The sequence below is a fragment of the Roseateles aquatilis genome, assembly GCF_002205645.1.
Classification (GTDB): Bacteria; Pseudomonadota; Gammaproteobacteria; order Burkholderiales; family Burkholderiaceae_C; genus Roseateles; species Roseateles aquatilis.
On the sequence record NZ_NIOF01000002.1, the window covers coordinates 504,917 to 530,113 of the forward strand.

Consider the following 25,197-nt stretch of genomic DNA (forward strand, 5'->3'; position numbering starts at 1 on the left):
CCGCTGACCGCGGAAGGTTTGCTGATGACATGTCAGATGTGTCGGACAGGTCGAGGCGGCAGTTCGGCGATCAACGCAAGGCAGGTCAATCGAGGGGGCTGTGGCTGCCCTTCTGATGCATCTCGGCCCGCATCGCGTCGAAGCGTTTGCGGAAATCGATGGGAGACCGTTGCAACAGATCGGGGTGCTCGCGCGTCACGGCGGCGTGAGCGGTCAGGGCGTCCTCGGGACAGAACTGCGCGAGGTTGGTCGGCGCCGACATGATCTCGCGGAGACGATGGGGGGACAGGTCACCGACGCGCTCCAGGCAGTCGTGAATGATCTTCAGACCGAGAACGCCGCGCTCCATCGCTTCCTGCGTGAACTGTGCCTGGATCGCTCCAGCCTTACCGAGCGCTTCCTCCATCAGCTGTCGATACTCCTGCAACAGGTTCTCGCAGGCGCTCTCCAGGAATTCTTGAGCCATCGCCGGCTTCAGCGCGCCTATCGCCTGTCGTGTTCTCGGGCTGAAGGGCGCACTGCTGCTCATCGCGTCGACCTGGGCCAACAACGCGGGCGATCCGCCCCGCGCCAATGACGCCATCGAACAATCGTCTGGAAATGCGTGAGAGGCATTCAGCTGCCAGTAGCGGTCGTTCGTGTCGACGAGCACGTCGCCAGTGCCAGCGCCGAATTGAGCGGAGCAGATGCGTGCGATCAGCAGTCGATCGGACTTCTCCTTCGACAACGGCCGTTGCAAAGCGGCTTCGAGCCGCTGCTCCGGCGAGCCGTCGACATTCGAATGCCCCGCCGATGGGGGTGGCGACAAGGTCAGCTCGAAGCCGCTGGGGGGGCGCGCCAACACGCCGAACTCCACGCCCAACTCATCGGCGTCGCGGGCCGCGGGGTTTGCCGGCCACTGGACCAAGGCCGCGTCGGCCGCGGAGAAATCTAGGCCGGACGTATCGCTCATCCAGCGCTGGAAGACCGACACCGGCACCGCTCGCGCCGCGGCGGCGCCCGGCGTTCCAGCGCTGCCTGCGCGCGATGGGTCGATGGCGGTGAACGCGTAGGCGACCTTGCCTTTCGCGTCGAGGATGAAGTCGACGTTCGGCAACGCGGCGCAACGCACCTGACCGAAGCTGTCGCGGTAGGCTCGGGCGTGGGCCTGCATGGCACGGGTCCGTGGGCGGAAGGCCTGCTGATTGCGCTCGGGATAGGTCTCGTCGAAGAGGTCCTGGAGCGTGACGCGCGCCGCGGCGAGCAGGTGACGGCCCAGGTCCAATCGGGAAGAAGAGGGCCGCGGATCGACCTTGGACAGCAACTTCCCGGCGATGCGGATCACCTCCTTGGCGGGTCTGCGCACATGGTCGCGCGGCGATTGGCGCAGGTCGAGCGCGGCCAGGCAGAGCGCGTGGAAGGTCGGATCGAAAGGGCTTTCACCGGCCAACGTCAGCAGCTTGTCGTTGTTGATGCCTTCCAGGCATTCGTTGAAGGCGTGGGTCGCGGGGGCCGTGTACTTGTGGTTCAGGCTTCCAAGGAAATGGCTCTGGTCCTGGGTGGGCGTCTCGACGGCGTCGAAGGGCGGATCCACGATTTCCCAGTCGGCTTCGTCAGGCGGGGAAATGCGAGAGGGGTGGCGTGCGAAGGGCATATCGGTCGCGTGGCCGCGACCGGTCGGTCGACGGCATCACGCCAGGCGTTGGACATGTAGGTATGTCAAACGCGAACCTCATAGGTTCGCTCAACGTCCATCCGACCGCGTCCCCTGGCCTTGGCGCCTTGTTCCGGCGCCTGGGGGTCAGGGCTCGGAGGACGCCGTGATCTGCTCCACCAAGCGGATCAGCAACTGCGGTTTCAGCGGCTTGGCCAGATGGGCGTCGAAACCCGCCTGCAGCGCCTGCTGGCGGTCCAGGTCGCGCGAGAACGCCGTCAGCGCGATGGCGCGCAGCCGCTCGCCGGGTGCTTCCAGCGCGCGGATCTCGCGCATCAGCTCATAACCGTCGCGGCCCGGCATGCCGATGTCGCTGATCAGCAGGTCGAAGCCGTTGGTGGACAAGGCCAGCAGCGCCTCGTCGGCGCTTTGCACGACGGCGACCCGGATGCCTTGCTCGCCGAGGATCAATCGCAGCATCGCGCCGGCATCGGCATCGTCGTCCACGACGAGCACGCGCAGACCCGCCAGCGTGACCGACGTCCCGTCCGCGCCGTCCAGTCCGCCGAAGGCGCTGAAGCCACCCGGGCCGGTGTCGGTGTCGACGTTCACCGGCGCCGCTTCCGCGCCGGGCAGCCAGAACTCGATGACGGTGCCGCGGCCCGGTCCGTCGCTGCGCACCTCGACCCAGCCGCCATGCGCCTCCACGAGGCTCTTGACGATCGCCAGGCCCAGGCCCAGGCCGCCGTGCTGGCGGTTGCTCGCGGCGTCGCTCTGCGTGAAGCGGTCGAAGACGTGGGGCAGGAACTCGGGCGCGATGCCTTGGCCTTGATCGCGGACCTCGATCGCCATACCGCCGTCGCGCGCGCGCAGGCCCAGCGCGATCGCGCTGCCGCGGGGGGAGAACTTGGCCGCGTTGCCCACCAGGTTCCAGATCACCTGCTGCAGCCGCCCGCTGTCGGCCAGCAGCGCGACGTCCTCGTCGTGCAGGTCGAGGTCGAGCCGATGGCCGCTCTCGTCCAGCGTGTGCTGCAGCGCCGCCACCGCCGACCGCACCACCGCGCCCGCCGCGACCTGCTCGCGCGCCAGCGGCAGCTTGCCGATGTTGAGGCGGGACATGTCCAGGATGTCCGCGATCATGCGCGCCTGGATCGAGACGTTGCGATCGATCGCCGCCAGCCCCTTGGCCAGCAGCTCCGGCGGGCTGTGCCGCTGCAGCACGTGGGTCCAGCCCATGATCGCGTTGAGCGGCGTGCGCAACTCGTGCGAGAGCACCGCGATCAGGTCGTCCTTCATGCGGGACAGGCGCTCGGCCTCGCCGCGCGCGCTGCGCTCGCGGTCGAGCAGTTCCTGGCGCTGTCGCGCGATCAACTGGCGCTGCGAGATGTCCGCCGCCATGGCCACGCAGACACCGGGCTCGATCGGCGGCGACGCGGTCCACTCCACCTGCACCGGCGCGCCGCCGGGCGGCAGCAGCGGGAACTCCGCATGCAGGCCGTCGCCGCCCAGCGCGGCGACGAAGTCGCGCGCCACCGGCAGGTCCGGCCTGGCGACGAAGTCCGTCAGCGGCCGGCCCACGACCGATTCCCCCTGGCGCCCCAGCAGCGCCAGCATGGCGGGGTTGGCGTCCAGCACCAGGCCGTCGCCGGCCTTGAGCAGGCAGATGCCGCTGGGCGCCTGCGCGTAGACGGCACGGAACTTGGCCTCGCTGCGGCGCATCGCCTCCTCGGCGGCCCGCGTGCGGACCAGCGCCTGGATCGTCGACACCAGCACCGCCGGCTCGACCGGATGGGTGAGGTAGGCGTCGGCGCCGGCGTCCAGGCCGCGCACCTTGTCCTCGTCGGTCAGGTAGGCGGCGGTGAGGTGGATCACCGGCAGGCGGAAGGTGCTGGCCTGCGCGCGCAGGCGGCGGCACAGCTCGAAGCCGTCGATGTCGGGCAGGTGGATGTCCAGCACCACCGCCGACACGGTCTCGTCGGCCAGCGCCAGCGCGTCGGCGCCGGTGCCCGCCTCCAGCGTCGGGAAGCCCGCCGCGCCGAGCAGGCGCACCGTCGTGTAGCGGCCGATGGGGTCGTCGTTGACGATCAGCAGCCGGTGCTGCGACCGATCGATGGTGCGCGGCTCGTTCATGCGGCGGGGCCCGTTCCGGCGGTGTCCGCGGGCACCGGCGCGCGGGGCGGCAGGCGCAGCGGCAGCGTCACCGAGAACACCGATCCCACGGCGGGCTCGCTGCGCAGCGCCACCCGGCCGCCCAGCAGCTCGGCCAGGCGCTTGCTGAGCGACAGGCCCAGGCCGGTGCCGCGCAGGCGCTTCTGGATCGGCGAGCCGATCTGGGTGAAGTCCTGGAAGATCGCGTCGTGGAACTCCGGCGCGATGCCGATGCCGGTGTCGCTGACGGAGAAGGTGACTTCCTCGACGTCGCCCTCGGCCTGCGTGCGCACGGCGCTGACGCGCACCTCGCCCTTGGCGGTGAACTTGAGCGCGTTGGAGATGAAGTTGCGCAGGATCTGCGACAGCTTGGCATCGTCGGTGAACAGCTGCGGGATGCCCTGCGGCTCCTCGAAGATCAACTGCACGTCCGGGTTGACCAGCACCGGCTTGAACATGCCGCGCAGCGCCGCGAAGAGGTCGACCAGCTCGAACCACGCCGGCGAGATGTCGATGCGGCCGGCCTCGACCTTGGCCAGGTCGAGCAGGTCGTTCACCATGTCGGCAAATTCTTCCGACGTGGTGCGGATGAAGGTGATCTGCTTGTCCTGCTCCGCGGTCAGCGGGCCGTCGACGCGGTCCAGCAGCAGCCGGGTCAGGCTGCGGATCGACGAGATCGGCGTGCGGAACTCGTGGCTCATGTAGGCCAGGAAGCGGCTCTTGAGCTCGGTGGCCTGGCGCAGTTGCTGCGCCTGCGTGTCCAGCTCCGCGTACAGCGCCAGCACGCCGCGATTGGTCTCGTCCAGCTCCTGCTGCATCGCGCCGACCTGCGCGCGCGCCTCGTCGAGCGCGGCGCGCAGCGCGGCCGGATCGTCGTCGAAGGCGGTGGTGTCCGTCATGGCGTTCCCTGCGTCCGCTGATTGTCCTGATGCTCCTGAGCGCCCGGGATCGCCGCGGCCTCGTTGCGGCGCACGACGACGACGGTGGCGTCGTCGCGCCCGCGCAGGTGGTCCCGCAGGATCCAGCCGGCGATCACCGCCGGCTCCGATTGCAGCAGGCCGGGCGTGTCCTGAAGCGACCAGCGGCTGACGATGCCGTCGGAATGCAGCACCAGCACCGCATGGGCCGGCCAATCGTAGACCACATCCTGCAGGCGCCGGATCTGCAGGCCCAGCGTGCCGTGCTGCGACAGCAGCGTGCGGTCCGACACGCCCGAGATCAGCCGGCCGGTGACGTTGCCGGCGCCGGAGAGCAGCAGGCGGTCGCCGCCCTCGGTCAGCGTGACGGCGGTCGCGGCGGCGCCGCGCGTGCTGCGCAGCTCGTCGTGCGAGCGCTCCAGGAACGTGGCCGGCGTGTTCACCGCCGCCGGCGTCGCCTGCGCCAGCAAGGCGGTCAGGCGGTCCGCGGCGCGCGCGGCGTCGGGGCCGTGTCCCAGGCCGTCGGCGACGACCAGGGTCCAGCGTTCGCTGTCACGGCGGCAGGCCCAGGCGTCGCCGCAGACCTCCTCGCCGGGCGCGGCCAGGTTCAGGCCGGCGATGTCGAAGGCCGGCGCCTGGGACGACGACCACGCGTGCGCCATGCCAGGCGAGAAACGCGTCGCCAGCACCGTGCCGCGTCCGGGCGCGGAAAACCCGTTGAAGCGCTCCGCCATGCGCCGGATCGCGCCCAGGCCGGTGCCCGAGGATCCCGCGGTGCTGTAGCCGTCCTGCAGGCAGCGCGCCAGGTCCATGCCGCCGCCCTGGTCCAGCGACAGCACTTGCACGCCGTCGCCGTCCGGCGCCAGCAGCAGCGCCGCCTGACGCCCGGGGCCGACGTGACGGACCAGGTTCGTGCCGAGCTCGGTCACCGCCAGCGCGACGCGGCCGGCGGCCTCTTCGTCGAAGGACTGCTCCAGCGCCAGCGCCTGCGCCGCGCGGCGCGCTTCTCCCACCTGGCTGATGTCGTCGATGGGCAGCCGTCGATGCGCGCGCACGTTACTTCCAGCGCGTGATCGTCACGCGCGTGCCGCGACCCGGACCGGAGTCCAGTTCGAATTCATTCACCAGCCGCTTGCTGCCGGAAAGCCCCATGCCGAGGCCGCTGCCCGAGGTCCAACCGTCCTTCATCGCCAGCTCCAGATCGGGAATGCCCGGTCCCTGGTCGACGAAGGCAAGGCGCAGGCCCGCGCGCACGCCCTGCTGCAGCAACTGCCACTCCATCGTGCCGCCGCCGCCGTACACCAGCGTGTTGCGCGAGAGCTCGCTGGCGGCCGTGATCATCTTGGTCTGATCGACGAGGGAGAACTTCAGCTCCTGCGTCAGCTTGCGCACCAGTTGCCGCGCCAGCACGATGTCCGGCTCGTTGCGCACGGGGATGCTGCCGGAGAGGTCAGGACTCGTCGGCGTCATGGGCCTGCTCCTCGTCGCTGTCGAGCAGCAGGCGCAAGCCCCGCTCGACGTTCAGCGCGGTGCGCACGCCATGCAGCGACAGGCCCAGCTCCACCAGCGTGATCGCCACCGCCGGCTGCATGCCCACCACCACCGAGGTGGCGCCCAGCACGCGCGCGATGCTCGAGATGCCGGCCAGCATGCGGCCGATGAAGGAGTCGACGATCTCCAGCGCGGAGATGTCGATCAGCACGCCGGTCGCGCCGGTGTGCTGGATCTTGTTGGCCAGGTCGTCCTGGAGGGCGAGGGCGGTCTGGTCCTGCAGGTCCACCTGGATGGTGACCAGCAGCGTCCGCCCCATCTGCAGGATGGGAATGCGTGTCGTCATGCCGTCAGTCCGCCGCGCCCAGGGTGGCCGACAGCGGCAGCGCCGCGGCCGCCTTGCCTCGCGTCACCACGAAGCCGGCGCGCTTCATCGCCAGCGACAGCGCGTCGGCCAGCGAGGCCTTGGTGGTGATGCCTTCCAGGTCGATGCCCAGGTGCACGATGGTTTGCGCGATCTGCGGGCGGATGCCGCTGATGATGCAGTCCGCGCCCATCAGCCGGATCGCGGTGACCGTCTTCAGCAAGTGCTGCGCGACCAGCGTGTCCACCGTGGGCACGCCGGTGATGTCGATGATGGCCAGCGCCGAGCCGGTCTCGACGATGCGCTGCAGCAGCGTCTCCATCACCAGCTGCGTGCGGCCGCTGTCCAGCGTGCCGATCATCGGCACCGCCAGCACGCCGTCCCACAGCTTCACCACCGGGGTGGAGAGCTCCAGCAGCTCCTGCTGCTGGCGCGCGATGACTTCCTCGCGGCTGCGCTGGTAGGTGGAGACGGTGTACTGGGCCATGTTGTCCAGCAGGGAGGAGATCTCCCAGGTCGCCTCGATCAGCACCTCCGGCTGCCCGCCGAAGCGGCGCTGCAGGCCGGCGAAGAGCGGCCGCTTCAGCGCCAGCACGAAGCGGCTGGTCTCCGCCGCGGTCGCGCCCTGGGCGGCGCGCGAGCGCGACAGGCCGGCCAGCACGTCGCGCACGTGATTCCACGGCGTGTCGTCGAAGTTCTCGGTGTTGCCGCTGGCGCGCACGCCGACCAGGATCGCGTTGATCAGTTCGTCGGTCTCGCGGCTGTCGCTGGAGAGCGATCGGCCGCCCGCGGTCGAGGCCAGCTCGTTGCGCCATTCGGCCAGGACCTGCTCGCGCTGGGTGGTCAGGAGGTCTTCGACCGCGGCGCTGTTCTGTTTCATGGTGTCGTCCTCTGGGGCGCTCGCCGGCGCCTCGTTCGGCGCTGGCGGCGCCTTCGGTTGCGCAGGTTGCGCGGGGAAGCGGAATGAAGCGGGGAAAAGGCGGCCGGATGTTACCTCTGCGTATGCAGACGAAAACGGAACACGACGCGCGGAACCGGGCAGGGTATGTCCCATGCAAGAGCGGGCACGCCGGTTGCCCAATGGGTGCGACGCCCGTCGGGGCGCGCTCGCGGCACGGTCCCGGCCTTCTGGCTGCAGGACTGACGCGCGCGCTGGCGGGCGTTGGAAAAAAATACTCGGACGACATGACACAAACCAACTTGTTCGATTGGGAGAACGACGTGGCGCATCAGATCAGCGTGCTGGTGGTGGACGACAAACCCCAGAACCTGCTCGCGATGCGGGCCTTGCTGGCGGATTCCGGCCTGCAGGTGCTGACCGCGGAATCGGGGCCGGCGGCGCTGGAGCTGCTGCTGGTGCACGACGTGATGCTGGCGCTGCTGGACGTGCAGATGCCGGGCATGGACGGCTTCACGCTGGCGGAGTTGATGCGGGGCGCGGAACGCACGCGGCATGTGCCGATCATCTTCCTCACCGCCGGCTCGCAGGAGGCGCAGCGCAGCTTCGCGGGCTACGAGGCCGGCGCGGTGGACTTCATCTACAAGCCGGTGGACGCGCATGTGCTGCGCAGCAAGGTCGCCGTCTTCGCCGACCTGCACCGCCAGCGGCAGTTGCTGGCCGAGCGCATCGTCGAGCAGGAGCGTCTGGCCCGCGTCAACGCGCTGATGCTGGGCGCGCTGAGCCACGACATCCGCAGCCCCTTGTCGGTGCTGATGCTCAACGCCGAGCTGCTGATTCGCCAGACCGAGGCCCCTTCGCTGCAGAAGGCCGGCTTGCGGATGAAGACCGCCGCGACGCTGCTGGGCCGGCAGGTCGACCACCTGGGCAGCCTCGCGCGGCGGCCGTGCGAGTTGCTGCAGGTGCAGGCGCGGCGGGGTGATCTCGCGACGCTGGCCGCGCAGCGGCTGGACGTCGAGGCCAATCAGGCGGTGCTGTGGGCGCCGCCGGCCTTCGACCGCATCGGCGACACCAGCGGCGACTTCGACCTCGAACTGATGGCGCAGGCGATCGACCAGTTGCTGATGCAGGCGGCGACCCACGCCGGGGACTGCGCGATCCGCATCCAGGTGGACGGCGGCGCGCAGCGCTCGCTGATGCTGCGCATCAGCTTCGACACGGTGCTGGACGCCGAGGCGGCCATCCATCTCTTCGGCGGCCAGGAGCCGGTGTCCGGCATGGCATCGGCGCAGGTCGGCCCGGGGCTGCACGAACCCGAGCGCGTCGCCCGGGCGCATGGCGGCTCGCTGATCGGCGTGTCGCGGGCGCGCCAGGGCACGATGTTCGAGCTGCTGTTGCCGCGCCTGCAATCGGAGCGCTGAGATGACGCGACCCGGCATCCTCAAGCCCCCGCGGGCGTGCGCGCCCGTGGCCGGCAGCGGCGCGGGGCGCCGTCCTACATCGACGGCCAGCCGGGCCCGACAGACCCGTGGCGAGGCGCCGTCCAACATCGTGGCATCACAACCATGATGGGGACTGCCATGAACCGCTCCGCCCACACCGCTCCGAATTCCGCGTCGAACGCCGCTGCGCGTTCCGTGCCCGGCAAGCGCGCGATCAAGGCCGCCGTCGCGGTGGCCGCCTGCTTGCTGGCCGGTCACGCGATGGCCGACATCACGTTCTATGAAAACGAGAACTTCCGCGGACGTTCCTCGGGCATCGACTCGCAGGTCAACTTCCTGAAGGAGATCGGTTTCGACGATCGCGCGTCCTCGATCGAGGTGCGCGGCGAGGCGTGGGAGGTCTGCGAGGACCCGGGCTACGCCGGCCGATGCCGCGTGCTGCGTCCCGGCAGCTATCCGTCGCTGCGCTCGATGGGCTTGGACAACCGCATCAGCTCGGCGCGCCGGGTCGGTGACCAGAACGTCTCCAACGATCGCTACGGCCCCGAGCCGCAGCCCAGCTACTACCGCCGCGGCGACGAGGCGCTCTATCAGGCGCAGGTCGTGTCCGTGCGCGCCGTGATGGGCGACCAGCAGCAGCGCTGCTGGATCGAGCAGAAGGAAGTGCGCGACCGGCCCAACGTCGGCGGCGCGGTCATCGGCGGCGTGCTCGGCGGCATCCTGGGCCACCAGTTCGGCGGCGGCACCGGGCAGGCCGTGACGACGGCGGCGGGCGCCGTCGGCGGCGCGGTGGTCGGCAGCAACGTCAACCGCGGCAACGACGTGCGCAACGTGCAGCGCTGCGGCGCCGTGCCCAACAACGGCGCCCCGCAATTCTGGGACGTCACCTATCGCTTCAAGGGCCAGGAACACTACGTCCAGACGACGCAGGCCCCGGGCGCCACCATCACCGTCAACTCGCGCGGCGAGCCGCGCCAGTAGGGCATCCATCGACCGCATCACCGAGGAACGCCCCAGGAGGCCGGGACAAGGACGCGCTAGGATCCGCGGCCTCTCCCGGCCGACCTTCGATCCGTTTCCTGCCTCCATGACCACAACGACATCTCCGGCCTCCTCGGGACCCAACCTCACGTTCGAGCACGGCATGCGGCGCCATGAATGGCTGCCGCTGCCGACGCTCCTGGGCTTCATCCTGGCGGTGATCACGATCGTGATCACCGCCTGGTTCTCGTGGCGCTCGCAGCAGTCGCAGTCCGAGACCGCCGACGCGATGGCCCGCACGCTGGTCGTGCAGGAGCAGATCCAGACGCTGGGTTCCGCGATGAAGGATGCGGAGACGGGCCAGCGCGGCTACCTGATCACCGGGCTCGACACTTACCTGGTGCCGTTCAACACCGCGCAGGTCACGCTGCCCGCCGCGGCCGAGCGCCTGCGCGCGGCATGGCAGGACAGCCGCCCGCAACTGGCGCGGCTGGAGACGGTGGAGCAGCTCTTCAAGGCCAAGCTGGCCGAGATGGAAGAGACCATCCAGATGCGCCGCACCGGTGACGGCGTCGGCGCGGTGACGCTGGTGCGGGGCGACCGGGGCCGCATCCTGATGGAGCGCATCCGCACGCTGCTCGGCGAGATGGAGCGCGAGGAGCGCGACCGCGCGGCCGCGCGCCGCCAGGGCTGGGACGCGGCGGTGCAGCAGACCGTCGGCGTGATCTGGGGCGGGTCGGCGCTGCTGCTCGTGCTGACGATGGTCGCGGCGGTGCTGACGTCTCGCGGCCATCGCGCCGCCAGGACCGAGGCCTGGCTGAAGGCCGGCCAGGCCGGCCTGGGCACCGAGCTGCAGGGCGATCCGCATGTGGAGCGGCTGGCCGAAATCGCGGTCGGTTTCCTGGCGCGCTACATGGACGCGCAGGTCGGCGCCTTCTACGTCGCGCAGGATGACGGCACTTTCCTGCGCGTGGGCGGTTACGCGCTGCCGCAGCAGCCCGACGGTCCGCCCTCGGTGCGCGGCGGCGACACCTTGCTGGGACAGGCCGCGCGTGATCGCCGCGCGCTGCACGTCCGGCATCTGCCGCCGGACTACCTGCCGGTGGCGTCGACGCTGGGTCGCGCCCGGTCGACCGAGCTGCTGATCGCGCCCGCGGGCCTCGACGGCGGCGTGCAGTGCGTGCTGGAGCTGGGTTTCCTGCGCCACGTCGGCGCCGCCGAGCGCGAGATGCTGGCGCGCGTCGCCGAGCCGCTGGCGATGGCGCTGCGCGCGGCCAAGGACCGCAGCCGGCTGGAGGCGCTGCTGGAGGAAAGCCGCCGCCAGGCCGAGGAACTGCAGATGCAGCAGGAAGAGCTGCGCGCCAGCAATGAAGAGCTGGAAGAGCAGGGCAACGCGCTGCGCGACTCGCAACTGCGGCTCGAGAACCAGCAGACCGAGCTGGAGCAGACCAACGCGCAACTGGAGGAGCAGGCGCGCCAGCTGGAGCTGCAGCGCGCCGACCTGACGCAGGCGCAGGAGCTGCTGACCGAGCGCGCCGACGCGCTGGAGCGATCCAACCAGTACAAGAGCGAGTTCCTGGCCAACATGAGCCACGAGCTGCGCACGCCGCTGAACTCGACGCTGATCCTGGCCAAGCTGCTGTCGGACAACAAGGACGGCAACCTGAGCGACGAGCAGGTGCGCTTCGCGCAGACCATCACCTCGGCCGGCAACGACCTGCTGGCGCTGATCAACGACATCCTGGACCTGTCCAAGATCGAGGCCGGCAAGGTCGACATGGAGATCGAGCGCGTGTCGGTGCCGCGCCTGCTGCAGCACCTGACGCAGACCTTCGCGCCCATCGCCGCGCAGCGCAACCTGGCCTTCGGCCTGCAGATGGCGCCCGACGCGCCCGACTGGATCGAGACCGACGAGACCCGCATCGGCCAGATCCTCAAGAACCTGCTGTCCAACGCGCTCAAGTTCACCGAGAAGGGCTCGGTACGCATGGAGGTCGGCGGCACGCAGGACGGCCGCCTGGTGTTCTCCGTCAAGGACACCGGCATCGGCATCGCGCCGCATCAGCAGGCGCTGATCTTCGAGGCCTTCCGGCAGGCCGACGGCAGCACGCACCGCAAGTACGGCGGCACGGGGCTGGGACTGTCGATCTCGCGCGACCTGGCGCGGTTGCTCGGCGGCGACATCCATCTGCACAGCGCGGCCGGCCAGGGCTCGACCTTCAGCCTGGTCCTGCCGCAACAGCATGTGGCGCCGACCGAGGCGGATCGCCCGCGTCCGCTGACCCCGGCGCCAGCCCCGTCGCCGCAAGCGGCGTCGAGCTTCGACGCCGGCGCCGTGCCGGGCGGCCATGCGCAGACGGTGACGCAGGCGTTCAGCGCGGCCGCGCTACTGCACGAGCCGGCGCCCAGCGCGCCCGATCCGCGGCTGCCGCAGCTCGACGACGACCGGCTCTCCTGGGTGCCCGGGGACCGGTCCATCCTCGTCATCGAGGACGACGAACGCTTCGCCCTGATCCTGCGCGACCTGATTCGCGAGATGGGCTTCGTCTGCCTGATGGCGCATACGGCGGAGAACGGCCTGTCGGTCGCGCAGCGCTACGCGCCCAGCGCGGTCCTGCTGGACATGAACCTGCCGGACCATTCCGGGCTGGGCGTGCTGGACCGCCTCAAGCGCGATCCGCTGACGCGCCACATCCCCGTGCACGTGATCTCGGTGGCCGACTACAGCCACGAGGCGATGGAGCGCGGCGCGGTCGGATACGCGCTCAAGCCGGTCAAGCGCGACGAACTGGTGGAGGCGCTGGAGCGGCTGGAGGCCAAGTTCTCGCAACGCCTGCGCACCGTGCTGGTGGTCGAGGACGACGCGCGCCAGCTCGACAGCATCCGGCACCTGCTCGCCGCCGACGAGGTCCGCATCCAGGGCGTGGCCACCGCGGCCGAGGCGCTGGAGGCGCTGCGCCAGTCGACCTTCGACTGCATGGTGATGGACCTGAACCTGCCCGACATGAGCGGCTACGAGCTGCTCGACGCGATGGCGGTGCAGGAGGCGGTGGCCTTCCCGCCGGTGATCGTCTACACCGGCCACACGCTGTCCACGCAGCAGGAGCAGCAGCTGCGGCGCTACTCGCGCTCCATCATCATCAAGGGGGCGCGCTCGCCGGAGCGGCTGCTGGACGAGGTGACGCTGTTCCTGCACCAGGTCGAATCGCAGTTGCCGCCGGAGCGCCAGCGCATGCTCAAGGAAGTGCGGGCCCGCGACAACATGCTGGAAGGGCGGCGCGTGCTGATCGTCGAGGACGACGTGCGCAACATCTTCGCGCTGTCGGCGGTGCTGGAGCCCAAGGGCGTGAAGGTCGACATCGCGCGCAACGGCCGCGAGGCGCTGGAGCGGCTGGAGGCCCCGCAGCAGGGGCCTGGCGCGAAGCCGGCGGTGGACCTGATCCTGATGGACATCATGATGCCGGAGATGGACGGCTACACCGCGATGCGCGAGATCCGCTCGCGGCCCGACCTGAAGCGCCTGCCCATCATCGCGTTGACCGCCAAGGCGATGAAGGACGACCAGGAGAAGTGCATGGCCGCCGGCGCCAACGACTACATCGCCAAGCCGCTGGACATCGAGAAGCTGCTGTCGCTGGTCCGCGTCTGGATGCCGCGCTGAGGCGCGGCGCGGCCAAGGAAACCACGCGGCACAAGAGACGGAGGCACGGCGACGGATGGCGGCGCAAGAACTGGACATCGAGGTCAGACTGATCCTGGAAGCGATCTACGAGCGCTACCACTACGACTTCCGCGACTACGCGGGCACCTCGCTGCGACGGCGCCTGAAGGCGGCGATGCAGCGCTTCGAGTGCGCCAACCTGTCGCAGCTGCAGGGGCGGCTGCTGCGCGAGCCGGACGTCTTCCGCTCGGTGCTGGGCGACCTCACGGTGCAGGTCAGCGAGATGTTCCGCGACCCGGAGTACTACCTCGCGCTGCGCGAGCAGGTCGTGCCGGTGCTGCGCACCTATCCGTCGTTGCGCATCTGGGTGGCGGGCTGCAGCGGCGGCGAGGAGGCGTACTCGCTGGCGATCCTCATGAAGGAGGAAGGGCTGCTCGATCGCACGCTGATCTACGCCACCGACATCAGCCAGGAGGCGCTGGCGCAGGCGCAGGCCGGCGTCTACCGCATGGACCTGGTGCCGGGCTTCGCCGAGAACCACCGCCGTGCCGGCGGACACGGCGCGTTGTCCGAGCACTTCACCGCGGCCTACGACCACGTGCTGCTGGACAAGTCGCTCAAGGACCGCATCGTCTTCAGCGACCACAGCCTGTCGACCGACAGCGTGTTCGCCGAGGTGCAGCTCGTGTCCTGCCGCAACGTGCTGATCTACTTCAACCGCGGGCTGCAGGACCGGGCCATCGGCCTGTTCAGCGAGGCGTTGTGCCGGAACGGCTTCCTGGGGCTGGGCGCGCGGGAAACGATCCGCTTCTCGGCGCATGCCGGCGACTTCATCGAGGTCGCCGCGGCGGAGCGGATCTATCAGAAGCGCGGCGGCGACCGAAGCGGCGACTGACCCGTCGATTCACCCCCTGCAAGGCCTTGGATGGCGCTCAGAGCGTCCCGGCCCAATAGATCGAGCCCAGCACGCCCAAGGCCAGCGCGACCAGCCAGGCGCGCATCGGCGCGGGCTCGTCGCGGGGACGGTGCTGCCGATGGCGATGCAGCAGGAAGCAGGCCACCGATGCCGCGCCGGCCAGCAGGAACACCAGCGCGAAACCCAGTCCTTCGACCGACCGGCCGTGGTGCACCGCCAGGGCCAGCACGCCCTGGCCGAGCATGAGGCCCGCCAGGCCGCTGGTGGCGGTGGAGGACAGGGTGGTGGAAACGGCGGCGCGGGCGGGCTTGGTCATGGCGGATCGGCGGAACTGCGGGAGGGCGATCGCCGTGGTCCACGGCGGGGAGTCGCCGGCGGGCGAGGGCCCGCGCGGCGATCCGGCATTGTCCGGCGCGATGCCCGTGTCCATCGGCTCGAAAAGCGGCCGGGCAGCGCAGTAATTCGCACGGACGCCGCGTGGTTTTTCGCCGCGCCCGGACCCCGTGAACAAGGGGGCCAAGGGGGCTTTCCCGAGGGCCGTCGTCCTGTCTTCCCGGTACATCCCGAGTAAGGGTTGGTTCGTATGTGGGAGGGCGAACAGACGTGCTTGGGCCTGGGTGTTGAACTGCACCGTCCGCGAATTGCGGTCAGCCTTTATCGGAGCAACCACCATGACCCTGCCTTTGCTCTCCCGCAAGCCCGTGGCATTCCAGCGCACCCTGCTGGCTCTTGCCCTGGCCGCCGCAAGCGCCAGCGCATCCGCGCTGCCGCAGTTCACCTGGGACCCGGCCGCCGCCGGCTTGAACGGTAGCTCGTTCACTGCAGACAACCTGCTGGTGTCCAACTTCTCGACCATCACCTTCGGTGCGGGCAACTCCTTCACGGAGTCCGGCTATCTGTCGGTGAGCGCCGCCCAGCTCGGCGGCATCACGTTGCCCTCCAACGGACTGAATCAGAACTACGGCCTGTACATCCAGTTCAGCGGCGCCGGCACGCTGACGACGCCCGGCAACGTCGCCACCGATGTCACCGTGGGCACCTTGACCTCGTTGACCTACACGCTGTACGGCTACAACGGCACAGCCTCGTTCGGCTTCTCCGGCAACACGCCGACGGAAACCGCGTCGGGCGAAGTGGCGCTGGCCACGGGCGAGCTCAAGCTCGGCACGGTGTCGACGACGCCCCTGGGCGACGGCAGCTTCAGCCCGGCGGCCAACGCCAAGCTGACGCTGAACTGGCTCAACTCGGCGTTCCAGACCTCGCTGCCGGTGTACGACATCGCGTTGACGTCGTTCTCCAACACGGGATCGCAAGTCGAGCCGTTCGCGGGGGGCTTCCGCATCCGTCAGGGTGGGGGTTCGATCAACTTCGCCGCGTCGGCGGTGCCGGAGCCGTCGAGCTACGCGCTGCTGATCAGCGGCCTGGCCGCGATCGGTTTCGTGGCACGTCGCCGCAGCCGCTCGGAGAAGTAACGCCGGGATCGGTCGGGCGCTCGCGTCCGGCCGACCGCCGCGGGACCTGACGGCACGCGAGTGCTGGCCGGTCGTCGCAGGCGCGAGAACGACGATTCGATGGCCGCGCTGCGGGGCGCGGTCGCAGGATCGATGGTTCGCGCGCGCGGAACGTCCTCGACAGCGTCGAGGGAAGCTCAGGCCTGCACGGCGACGGGCGCGAAGGTGGTGGCAGAGGTGGCCGCGTTTACGCCGTCCAGGTCCTGAGGCAACAGGCGCTGGAAGTCCTGCTTCAGCAGGGCATAACACTCGCAAGCCCGAGCCTCCAGCCCCGGCCGATCCAGTACCGCGATATGTCCGCGGGAATAACGGATCAGGCCGGCGGCCTGGAGGCGCTGGGCGCTTTCGGTGACGCCCTCGCGGCGCACGCCGAGCAGATTGGAAATCAACTCCTGCGTGACCGACAGCTCGCTGTGGCCGTGCTGACGATCCAGCGACAGCAGCAGCCATCGGCACAACTGGCGTTCCAGCGAGTGATGGCGGTTGCAGACCGCCGTGTGCGCGATCTGCGTCAGCAGCGATTGCACGTAACGCAGCAGCATCGGCGCGGCGCCGCCGGGGCGGACGAACTCGTCGCGCACCGTCGCCACGCGCAGGCGGTGGGCCAGGCCGGCGCGTTGCACGACCGCGCGGCAGGCCGGCGATTCACCGCCCATCGCGGCGGCCAGGCCGACCGCGCCTTCCGATCCGATCATCGCCACCTGCGCCGAGGCGCCCGAGTGCGTCGTGTGAATCAGCGACACGATCGCGCCGATCGGAAAGTAGACGTGGGTGGCCGGACTGCCGGCCTCGAACAGCACGCGTCCCTTGAGCAGCTCCACCGTTTCGAGCTGCTCCGTCCAACGCGCCCGATCCGACGCCGGCATTTGAGCGAGCAGCAGATTGGCGCGCGGCAGCGCGGCGGTAGTTGTTGCGGCAAGGGACAGCGACATCGAGGTACTCCAGAAACCGGACAGCAGTTCCAACCCCGTCATTCGGCAATCCCCATGCCCATGAGGCGTTTCCTCAGGTTTCATCGGTGCCAAGTCGTTTCCGGGGCGGCGGGACGTCGCGGATACCAGCGACGTGTCGCCGCCGTCGCCCTTCGGTCGGTGGCGGTCGATCGCCGGGATCGTCGATGCCATCGGACTTCCAAGGCATCGCGTCGTCGCGCGACGCCTGTCCGCTGGCACCGCCGCGGTGCCGCGTGGGACTGTCGTCCCGGCCTCGGTGCGTTGGCGCACCGGGATCGCTGCAGGTGGCGCACACCGTTCTAGGGGGCGCGTGCCACGGCGGCAGACGCTCCCCATAAGCGGGTGCGTCATTCACTGGCCCGGAGCCCTCGACCTGGGCGATGCTCGCGGCCGGGATCGGCTTGCTGGCGTACTGGCGGCATCGGGACGTCACGACGAGCGCGTCACTCGGTTGATCGTCACCGGACGCCGGGCCGCCTCGCGTGATCCAGCGTCCGCCGACGATCCAACGGGACAACGGAGCGAGCATCCTGCGCGCGCCGATGTGCTCGCTGGCGCGCGGTCGGCGACTGAGGGCCTTTCCCCGACAGGAGCAAGGCCATGCTTCCGAACTCATCATCCGGCGCCCCGGCATGGACGCCGGAACGTTTCTCCGGCGTGTCGAACGCGATGCTCGATGCGCTCGGTCTCGACGACCGCCTCATCCGCGCCCCCTACCATGCCAACCGCGAGACGTTCCCGGGAAACGTGTTCGTGACGGGTCGGGGACCCCACTGTTTCGTCGACAGTTCGTTCACTCGATGCCTCGCCGTGAAGAACGCTGATCTCGAACTGTTCGGCTGCACCTTCAGCGGCGGGGCCCAGCCCAGCGCGATTCGGACCGAGTCGACCCACGCCCGACTGGTGCACTGTGTCGTCGCGGGAAGCGTGCAATGCGACCGAGGACGCCTCGACCTGGAGGGCTCCCGGATCTCAGGGAACGTGCTCGCGAGAGGCCTGGACCTGAGGCTCACCTCCGCGACGATTCATGGCACCCTGGATAGCGATGAACTGGGCTTGTCGATCGGGCCAGGCAGCCGGGTGGAGTGTCTGGTCATGCGTTTGCCGGCAGGCGCGCCGCCCGGAGCGGCGCAATCGGTGCGCCTCGACTTTGGCGCCAGCGTCGGCGCGTGTCATTTCGAATCGAGCCGGTTTCGCGTTGTCCAGGTCAACTCGCGCGGTCATCTCGTCACGGTCGCCAGCAGCGACGTGCCGGATCCGCCATCGGGCCGCACCTCCAGCACATAGCCCATCCCCCGTACCGTGTGCAGCAGCGGCGTGTCGAAGGGCACGTCGAGCTTGGTGCGCAGCCGCCGCACGGCGACCTCGACGACGTTGGTCTCGCTGTCGAAGTTCATGTCCCAGACCTGCTCGGCCAGCTCGGTGCGGGACAAGACCTGACCCTGACGGCGCAGCAGCAGCACGAGCAGGCCGAATTCCTTGGCCGTGAGCTCCAGCCGCTGGCCGGCGCGCTGGGCCTTGCGGCGCAGCAGGTCGACCTCGAGGTCGCCGAGCTTGAGCAGCGTCGCCTCCGCGACCGGCGTGCCGGTGGCCCGGCGCAGCAGGCCATGGACGCGGGCGACCAGTTCAGAGAACGCGAACGGCTTGACCAGATAGTCGTCGGCGCCGCCCTGCAGGCCGCGCACGCGGTCCTCGACCTCGCCGCGCGCGGTCAGCATCAGGACGGGCAACTGGCGGGTGTGCTCCTGCTGGCGCAGCGCGGCCAGCACGGCCATGCCGTCGATGCCGGGCAGCATGCCGTCCAGCAGCACCAGGTCGTACAGACCCTCGGACGCGCGATGCAGGCCGTCGACGCCGTCGCTCGCGACGTCGACGACGAAGCCCTCCTGCGTCAGGCCGTTGCGCAGATACCCGGCGAGCTTGCCTTCGTCCTCGATGACCAGCAGTTTCATCCGTTCCTTCCCCCGGGAGTGAGCGATCGGGACGTCACGAGGGCGGCAAGTCGCGCGCCTAGAATCGCCGCACCATGTCCGACCCGACCCTGACCCCCGCCACGCCGCGCGCGGGGTCCGTCAGCGGCAAGCTGCGCGCCATGGTCTGGCTGATGGTGCTACCGACGCTGCTGCTGTCGATGATCGCCGGCATCGCCGTCTTCCACACCGAGCGCCGCGCCGCCATCGCCGCGGCCACCGAGACGGCCGAGGCGCTGAGCCTGGTCGCCGATCGCGAGATGGCCGTGCGCACCGCGCTGCTGCAGGCGCTGAGCGTGTCCCCCAGCCTGGCCGAGGGGCGGCTGGAGCAGTTCCACCGCGAGGCCTCGCGCCTGGTCGGCACCGGGCCCAACACGATCGTGCTGAGCGCCGCCGACGGGCGTCACCTGATCAACACGCGCATCCCGTGGGGCCGGCCACTGCCGTCCGCGACCGCCTTCAAGAACGGCGTCGACACCTCGCGGCGCCTGATCGTGTCCAACCTGTACTTCGGGCCGGTCGACCGCGCGCCCAGCTTCGCGGTGCGCGTGCCGGTGACGGTGATGGGCGAGCCGATGTTCCTGGGCTATGGCAGCCCCGTCGCCGACATGCAGCAGATCTTCCGCCAGCAGCCGCTGCCCGACGGCTGGCTGGGCGTGGTGCTGGACCGGGAAGGCTACGTCGTGGCGCGCACGCTGGAGCCGGAGCGCCGCGTCGGCCAGCGTGCCAGCGGCAACCTGCTGACGGCGCTCCAGAAGGGCGACAACGGCGTCGTGGAGGCGCGCACGCTGGACGGCGTGCCGGTGTTCACCGTCTTCAGCCGCGCGCCGGATTCGGGCTGGGTGGTGCTGATCGGGCTGAGCCAGGCCGAGTTGGCCAAGAGCGCGTGGGCGGCCTTCGCGATGACGCTGTGCCTGTCGCTGGTCTTCATCGTGCTGGCGCTGCTGCTGGCGCGGCGGATGAGCCACTCGATCGCCGACCCGCTGCGGCGCCTGCGCAAGGATGCGATCCGCATGGGCGGCGGCGGCACGGTCGAGGAGCTGCGCACCGGCATCGAGGAGATCGATACCGTGCAGCGCGCGCTGTCCACCGCCAGCCGCGAGCGCGCCGGCAGCGAGCAGCGCCTGCGCGAGCAGATCGACGCCGCCGTGGCGCAGACGCGCAGCGCGCAGCAGGCGGCCCTGCACAGCCAGAAGCTGGAAGCGCTGGGGCGCCTGACCGGCGGCATCGCCCACGACTTCAACAACCTGCTGCAGACGATGACGACCGGCCTGCAGTTGGCCCGCCGGCTGAGCCAGGACCCGCGCGGCAACGCGGCGCTGGATGCCTGCCAGCGCGCCACGACCAAGGCGTCGCAGTTGACGCGCCAGTTGCTGGCCTTCGGCCGCCAGCAGGTCGGGCATGAATCGGTCATCGACCTGCGCCGCGAGCTGCCGGAACTGATGGACCTGGTGGGCGGCGCGGTCGGCGGCGCGGTGACGGTGCGGCTGGACATGGACGAGGGGCTCTGGTGCGTGCGCACCGATCCGGTCCAACTGGAGCTCGCCGTGCTCAACCTGGCGCTGAACGCGCGCGATGCGATGCACGGGCGCGGCACGCTCACGGTCTCGGCGCGCAACCGGGCGGTGACGGCCGGCGACCCGTCGACGCCGGTGCCGGACCTGATGCCCGGCGACTACGTGGCGGTCGCGGTGCTGGACAGCGGCGACGGCATGACGCAGGAGCAGGTGGAGCGCGCCTTCGAGCCGTTCTTCACCACCAAGCCGGTGGGGCAGGGCACCGGCCTCGGGCTGTCCCAGGTCTATGCGCTGGCGAAGTCCGCGGGCGGCACCGCGGTGATCGTCAGCAAGATCGGGCTGGGATCCGAAGTGACGCTGTGGCTGCCGCGCTCCCACGGGCGCGTGGAGGACGCGACCGGCGCCGCGACGGCGCTCTCGGGCCCGGGCCTGGGCGCCGCGGCGGCGCGTTACTCGGGCAGCGTGCTGCTCGTGGAGGACGAGCCGTCGGTGCGCGAGCTCACCGCGCAGGCGCTGGAGGATCACGGCTTCCGCGTCCAGACCGCGCCGACGGCCGACCACGCGCTGGACCTGCTGCGCGGCGGGCTGGCGGCGGACGTGGTGCTGTCGGACATCGTGATGCCCGGCGCGCGCAGCGGCGTGGATCTCGCGCGGACGCTGAAGGTGCTCAAGCCGACGCTGCCGGTGGTGCTGGCCAGCGGCCACCCGGTGCGCATCGAGGAGGCGCCGGACGTGCCGCTGGTGGCCAAGCCCTACGACGTGGACGCGCTGGCGGCCGTGCTGGCGGAGGCGATGAATCCGACGCGCGGCGCGTCGTGACGCTCACGCCATCCGGGGCAGGTCCTTGAGCAGCTTGTCCAGCGTGATCGGGTAGTCGCGGACACGGATGCCGGTGGCGTTGTGGATGGCGTTGGCCACCGCCGCGCCGACGCCGCAGATGCCCAGTTCCCCGACGCCCTTGGCCTTCATCGGCGACGAGATCGGATCGGTCTCGTCCAGGAAGATCACTTCCTGGTGCGGGATGTCCGCGTGCACCGGGACCTCGTAGCCGGCCAGGTCGTGGTTGACGAAGAAGCCGCGGCGCTCGTCGACGTGCAGCGCCTCCATCAGCGCCGCGCCCACGCCCATCGTCATCGCCCCGATCACCTGGCTGCGCGCGGCCTTCGGGTTGAGGATGCGCCCGGCCGCGCAGACGGCCAGCATGCGCCGCACGCGGACCTCGCCCGTATAGGCGTCCACCGCCACCTCGCAGAAGTGACCGCCGAAGGTGGACTGCTGGTACTTCTTGTCGAGGTCGCCGTACGTCATGTGGTCCTCGGCCACCAGGCCTTCCTTGCCGGCGGCCTCGGCCAGAGAGATCCCGCCGGAGCCCCCGCCGCGCACCTGTCCGTCGGCGAAGACGGCGTTCTCGGGATCCAGCCCCGCCTGCTTCGCGACCAGCGCGCGCAACTGCATGCACGCGGCATAGACGCCCGCCGTCGAGCTGTTGGCGCCCCACTGGCCGCCGGACCCGGCGGACACCGGCAGCGACGAATCGCCCAGCCGCACCACCACCTTGTCGAGGCCCACGCCCATCATCTCGGCCGCGGTCTGCGCCAGGATGGTGTAGCTGCCGGTGCCGATGTCGGTCATGTCGGTCTCGACGGTCACGATGCCGCGGCCATCCAGGCGCACGCGCGCGCCGGACTTCATCACCAGGTTGTTGCGAAAGGCCGCCGCCACGCCCAGGCCGATCAGCCAGCGACCCTCGCGACGCTGGCCGGGCGCGGCGCGGCGGCTCCAGCCGAAGCGCTCCGCGCCGGTGCGCAGGCACTCGGACAGGCGGCGTTGCGAGAACGGCCGCTCCGGCTTTTCCGGGTCGACCTGCGTGTCGTTGACGATGCGGAACTGCACCGGGTCCATGCCGACCTTCTCGGCGATCTCGTCGATGGCGATCTCCAGCGCCATCAGGCCGGGCGCCTCGCCGGGCGCGCGCATGGCGTTGCCCTCCGGCAGGTCCAGCACCGCGAGCTTCATCGCCGTCATCCGGTTCGCGCCGGCGTACAGCAGCCGGGTCTGCGCGACGGCGGTTTCCGGGCCACCGCCTTCCAGGTCACCCGACCAGCTCTCGTGGCCGATGGCGGTGATCCGGCCGTCCTGGCCGGCCGCGATGCGCAGGCGCTGGATGGTGGCCGGGCGGTGCGTCGTGTTGTTGAACATCAGCGGGCGCTGCAGGGCGACCTTGACCGGACGTCCCACCGCCTTCGCGCCGAGCGCGGCCATCAGCACGTCCGCCCGCAGGAACAGCTTGCCGCCGAAGCCGCCGCCAATGAAGGGCGAGATCAGCCGGACCTTGTCCCGGGGCAGGCCCAGCGTCCTGGCCAGGTCGCCGCGGCCCCAGTCGATCATCTGGTTGGCGGTCCAGACCGTGAGCCGGTCGCCTTCCCAGACGGCGAGCGTGGCGTGCGGCTCCATCATCGCGTGCGCCTGGTCGGGCGTGGTGTAGGTGGCGTCGATCTTGACGGCGGCTTGCGCGAAGGCCCCGTCGAAGTCGCCCACGTGGGTCGCCGACGGCGAGCCGCCGCCATCCGCCTTGGGCGGCCTGGCACCTTCCCTGGCCTTGGCCAGGCTGAAGGCGCCGGGGGCCGCGGCGTAGTCGACGCGGATCAGCGCCGCGGCGGCGCGGGCCTGCTCGAAGCCCTCCGCCACGACCAGGGCGACGGCCTGGTGGTAATGCTGGATCTCCGGGCCGCCGAGCAGCCTGGCGGTGTTGAACTTGCCGTGGCCGAGCTTGCCGGCATTGGCCGCCGTGACGACGGCCAGCACGCCCGGCGCCGCTTCGGCGGCGGCCGTGTCCAGGGCAGTGATGCGCCCCTTGGCGATGCCGGCGCCGACGACGTAGCCATAGGCCGGGTTCCTGGCCACGTCGTGGCGCTCGTAGGCGTAGGGCGCGGTGCCGGTCGTCTTGCGCGGGCCGTCGATGCGGTCGGTCGGCTTGCCGACGATGCGCAGTTGGTCGATCGGATTGGTGGTGGCGGGGGTGTCGAACTTCATGCTTGCGTCCTTGCTTGGGCCAGCACGGCGCCGAGGGTGCGTTCCACCAGCGGCAGCTTGAAGGCGTTGTCCGCGGTCGGGCGCGCGCCGGCCAGCAGCGTCGACGCCGCGGGTCGGGCGCCCTCCCGAAGGCGCTGCTCGGCGGCCTCGACGCGCCACGGCCTGGGTGCGATGCCGCCGACGGCGAAACGGCCGCTGCCGTCGCGCTGGATCACGGCGGCCACCGACACCAGCGCGAAGGCGTAGGACGCCCGGTCCCGCACCTTCTGATAGAGGTGCACCCCGCCGGCCGGGCGCGGCAGCGTGACGGCGGTGATCAGTTCCCCCGTCTCCAGCGCGGTCTCCAGGTGAGGGGTGTTGCCCGGCAGGCGATGGAAGTCGGCGATCGGGATGCGGCGCGCCCGGCCGTCGGCGCGCACCGTCTCGACGGTGGCGTCCAGCACGCGCATCGCCACGGCCATGTCGCTGGGGTGGGTGGCGATGCAGTCCTCGCTGACGCCGACGATGCCCAGCGGCCGGCTCATGCCGCCGCCCAGCGCGCCGCAGCCGCTGCCGGGCTTGCGCTTGTTGCAGGGTTGCTCGGTGTCGTAGAAGTAGGGGCAGCGCGTGCGCTGCAGCAGATTGCCGGCGGTGGTGGCGCGGTTGCGCAACTGGCCGGACGCCCCGGCGAGCAGCGCGCGCGACAGCACGCCGTAGTCGCGGCGCACGCGCGTGTCGGCGGCCAGGTCGGTGTTGCGCACCAGCGCGCCGATGCGCAGGCCGCCATCGGTCGTCGGCTCGACGCGGTCCAGCCCCAGGCCGTTGACGTCGATGAGGTGGGTCGGGGTCTCGATCTGCAGCTTCATCAGATCGAGCAGGTTGGTGCCGCCGGCGATGAAGCGGGCGCCGGGCTGGCGCGAGGCGGCCGCGGCGGCGGCGGCCGGTGTCGCGGCGCGCTCGAAGGTGAAGGGCTTCATGCGGGCCTCCGATCGCCGTTGCCCGGCACGGCGAGGCCGGCCACGTCGGCCATCGCGTCGATGATGTTGGAGTAGGCGCCGCAGCGGCAGAGGTTGCCGCTCATGCGCTCGCGCAACTCGTCGATCGACAGCAGCGGGCGCGCCGTCAGGTCGCCGGTGACATGGCTGGGCACGCCGGCCTTGATCTCGTCGAGCACCGCCACCGCCGAGCAGATCTGCCCCGGCGTGCAGTAGCCGCATTGATAGCCGTCGTGGCGCACGAACGCGGACTGCATCGGATGCATCTTCTCGGGCGTGCCCAGGCCCTCGATCGTGGTGATCCTCGCGCCCTCGTGCATGACTGCCAGGGTCAGGCAGGCGTTGACGCGGCGGCCGTCCAGGTGGACGGTGCAGGCGCCGCACTGGCCGTGATCGCAGCCCTTCTTGGTGCCGGTCAGCTGCAGGTGCTCGCGCAGCAGGTCGAGCAGCGAGGTGCGGTTGTCCAGCACCAGCGAATGCGGCTGGCCGTTGACGCTGAGCGTGACGCGGGTGGTGGCCACGAGGTTCTCCTGAGGGGGCGGCGCGGGCGGCGACGGCACTTGCGCGGCGACGCCCGGCGCGGTGCCCGCCGCCGTGACCGCGGTGGCGCCCGCGCCGGCCATCAGCAGGCCGCGTCGCGAGAGGGCGCACCCGGACGACTGGTGGTCGGTCTCGTCACGCGCCGCGGGCATGCCCGGAGGGTGGGGGAGGAGGTCAGGGCGGGACGCGGCGAAGGCCGCGTCGGGGAGGTCCGTGTCGAGATCCATGCGGGGGCACTCCTGGCTGGC

At 70.6% G+C, this 25,197-nt stretch carries 20 protein-coding genes and 1 pseudogene; 8 read left to right on the forward strand and 13 right to left on the reverse strand.

All coding sequences use genetic code 11. The features are described 5' to 3' along the window. Positions 1–85 precede the first annotated feature (85 nt). From CDN99_RS07700 to CDN99_RS07730, 7 genes are all read right to left on the reverse strand, one after another. Positions 86–1,573 carry a serine/threonine-protein kinase gene (locus CDN99_RS07700; protein ID WP_088384223.1) on the reverse strand — a complete coding sequence of 496 codons (1,488 nt, stop codon included), beginning with the start codon at positions 1,571–1,573 and terminating at the stop codon, positions 86–88. Between the two features lie 207 nt (positions 1,574–1,780). Continuing rightward, positions 1,781–3,763 carry a hybrid sensor histidine kinase/response regulator gene (locus CDN99_RS07705; RefSeq protein WP_088384225.1) on the reverse strand — a complete coding sequence of 661 codons (1,983 nt, stop codon included), beginning with the start codon at positions 3,761–3,763 and terminating at the stop codon, positions 1,781–1,783. Further along, positions 3,760–4,680, reverse strand: a complete 921-nt coding sequence (locus tag CDN99_RS07710) for a sensor histidine kinase (RefSeq protein ID WP_088384227.1) — start codon at positions 4,678–4,680, stop codon at positions 3,760–3,762. Before CDN99_RS07710 ends, CDN99_RS07705 begins: the two co-directional genes overlap by 4 nt. Further along, positions 4,677–5,753: an ATP-binding protein gene (locus tag CDN99_RS07715; RefSeq protein ID WP_088384229.1), complete on the reverse strand. Its 1,077-nt coding sequence runs from the start codon at positions 5,751–5,753 to the stop codon at positions 4,677–4,679. Before CDN99_RS07715 ends, CDN99_RS07710 begins: the two co-directional genes overlap by 4 nt. 1 nt (position 5,754) lies before the next feature. Then, positions 5,755–6,168, reverse strand: a complete 414-nt coding sequence (locus tag CDN99_RS07720; protein WP_088384231.1) for an anti-sigma regulatory factor — start codon at positions 6,166–6,168, stop codon at positions 5,755–5,757. After that, positions 6,149–6,535, reverse strand: coding sequence for an STAS domain-containing protein (locus CDN99_RS07725; RefSeq protein ID WP_088384233.1), 387 nt, complete (start codon positions 6,533–6,535; stop codon positions 6,149–6,151). The genes CDN99_RS07720 and CDN99_RS07725 overlap by 20 nt, the downstream gene beginning before the upstream one ends. Before the next feature lie 4 nt (positions 6,536–6,539). Continuing rightward, on the reverse strand, positions 6,540–7,433 hold the full coding sequence (locus CDN99_RS07730) for an STAS domain-containing protein (protein ID WP_088384235.1): 894 nt from the start codon (positions 7,431–7,433) through the stop codon (positions 6,540–6,542). Between the two features lie 305 nt (positions 7,434–7,738). Here CDN99_RS07730 and CDN99_RS07735 point away from each other — a divergent pair, with 305 nt between their 5' ends. The 4 genes from CDN99_RS07735 to CDN99_RS07750 all read left to right on the forward strand — a co-directional run bounded on the left by CDN99_RS07735 (position 7,739) and on the right by CDN99_RS07750 (position 14,430). After that, positions 7,739–8,872 carry an ATP-binding response regulator gene (locus CDN99_RS07735; RefSeq protein WP_158218782.1) on the forward strand — a complete coding sequence of 378 codons (1,134 nt, stop codon included), beginning with the start codon at positions 7,739–7,741 and terminating at the stop codon, positions 8,870–8,872. Positions 8,873–9,031: 159 nt separating this feature from the next. Continuing rightward, positions 9,032–9,874, forward strand: a complete 843-nt coding sequence (locus tag CDN99_RS29610; RefSeq protein WP_310732468.1) for a beta/gamma crystallin-related protein — start codon at positions 9,032–9,034, stop codon at positions 9,872–9,874. Positions 9,875–10,037: 163 nt separating this feature from the next. Continuing rightward, the gene (locus tag CDN99_RS07745) at positions 10,038–13,535 is read left to right on the forward strand and encodes a response regulator (protein WP_193531701.1); all 3,498 of its coding nucleotides are present in this window, start codon (positions 10,038–10,040) and stop codon (positions 13,533–13,535) included. A gap of 55 nt (positions 13,536–13,590) precedes the next feature. Further along, positions 13,591–14,430: a CheR family methyltransferase gene (locus tag CDN99_RS07750; protein ID WP_088384241.1), complete on the forward strand. Its 840-nt coding sequence runs from the start codon at positions 13,591–13,593 to the stop codon at positions 14,428–14,430. Between the two features lie 37 nt (positions 14,431–14,467). Here the strand turns inward: CDN99_RS07750 and CDN99_RS07755 are convergent, their stop codons facing one another. Next, positions 14,468–14,767, reverse strand: a complete 300-nt coding sequence (locus tag CDN99_RS07755) for a hypothetical protein (protein ID WP_141100695.1) — start codon at positions 14,765–14,767, stop codon at positions 14,468–14,470. Between the two features lie 355 nt (positions 14,768–15,122). On the opposite strand from CDN99_RS07755, the gene pepA reads away from it, so the two are divergent. Continuing rightward, a complete protein-coding gene (gene pepA, locus CDN99_RS07760) occupies positions 15,123–15,923 on the forward strand; it encodes a flocculation-associated PEP-CTERM protein PepA (RefSeq protein WP_088384245.1) in 801 nt (266 codons plus the stop codon). Positions 15,924–16,099: 176 nt separating this feature from the next. Here pepA and CDN99_RS07765 read toward each other — a convergent pair whose 3' ends face one another. Beyond that, positions 16,100–16,936, reverse strand: coding sequence for a Crp/Fnr family transcriptional regulator (locus CDN99_RS07765; protein ID WP_310732469.1), 837 nt, complete (start codon positions 16,934–16,936; stop codon positions 16,100–16,102). Between the two features lie 341 nt (positions 16,937–17,277). Here CDN99_RS07765 and CDN99_RS29720 point away from each other — a divergent pair. Both CDN99_RS29720 and CDN99_RS07775 read left to right on the forward strand, forming a co-directional pair. Beyond that, positions 17,278–17,370: pseudogene (locus CDN99_RS29720) on the forward strand (PEP-CTERM sorting domain-containing protein); the annotation flags it as partial. Between the two features lie 145 nt (positions 17,371–17,515). Then, positions 17,516–18,202: a hypothetical protein gene (locus CDN99_RS07775; protein ID WP_141100696.1), complete on the forward strand. Its 687-nt coding sequence runs from the start codon at positions 17,516–17,518 to the stop codon at positions 18,200–18,202. Here the strand turns inward: CDN99_RS07775 and CDN99_RS07780 are convergent. After that, positions 18,136–18,867, reverse strand: a complete 732-nt coding sequence (locus CDN99_RS07780) for a heavy metal response regulator transcription factor (RefSeq protein WP_088384251.1) — start codon at positions 18,865–18,867, stop codon at positions 18,136–18,138. The two genes, CDN99_RS07775 and CDN99_RS07780, sit on opposite strands and share 67 nt — an antisense overlap. Before the next feature lie 74 nt (positions 18,868–18,941). Here CDN99_RS07780 and CDN99_RS07785 point away from each other — a divergent pair, with 74 nt between their 5' ends. Continuing rightward, on the forward strand, positions 18,942–21,221 hold the full coding sequence (locus CDN99_RS07785) for an ATP-binding protein (RefSeq protein ID WP_088384253.1): 2,280 nt from the start codon (positions 18,942–18,944) through the stop codon (positions 21,219–21,221). Positions 21,222–21,224: 3 nt separating this feature from the next. On the opposite strand, the gene paoC is transcribed toward CDN99_RS07785, so the two are convergent. Genes paoC through paoA form a run of 3 tightly spaced genes read right to left on the reverse strand, consistent with a single transcriptional unit; the run spans position 21,225 to position 25,176 of the window. After that, a complete protein-coding gene (gene paoC / locus CDN99_RS07790) occupies positions 21,225–23,435 on the reverse strand; it encodes an aldehyde oxidoreductase molybdenum-binding subunit PaoC (RefSeq protein WP_088384255.1) in 2,211 nt (736 codons plus the stop codon). After that, entirely contained in the window at positions 23,432–24,391 is a 960-nt protein-coding gene (locus CDN99_RS07795) for an FAD binding domain-containing protein (RefSeq protein ID WP_088384257.1), read from the reverse strand. The genes paoC and CDN99_RS07795 overlap by 4 nt, the downstream gene beginning before the upstream one ends. Continuing rightward, complete coding sequence (paoA, locus tag CDN99_RS07800) at positions 24,388–25,176, reverse strand: aldehyde dehydrogenase iron-sulfur subunit PaoA (protein WP_375134421.1); 789 nt, start codon at positions 25,174–25,176, stop codon at positions 24,388–24,390. Before paoA ends, CDN99_RS07795 begins: the two co-directional genes overlap by 4 nt. Between the last annotated feature and the right edge of the window lie 21 nt (positions 25,177–25,197).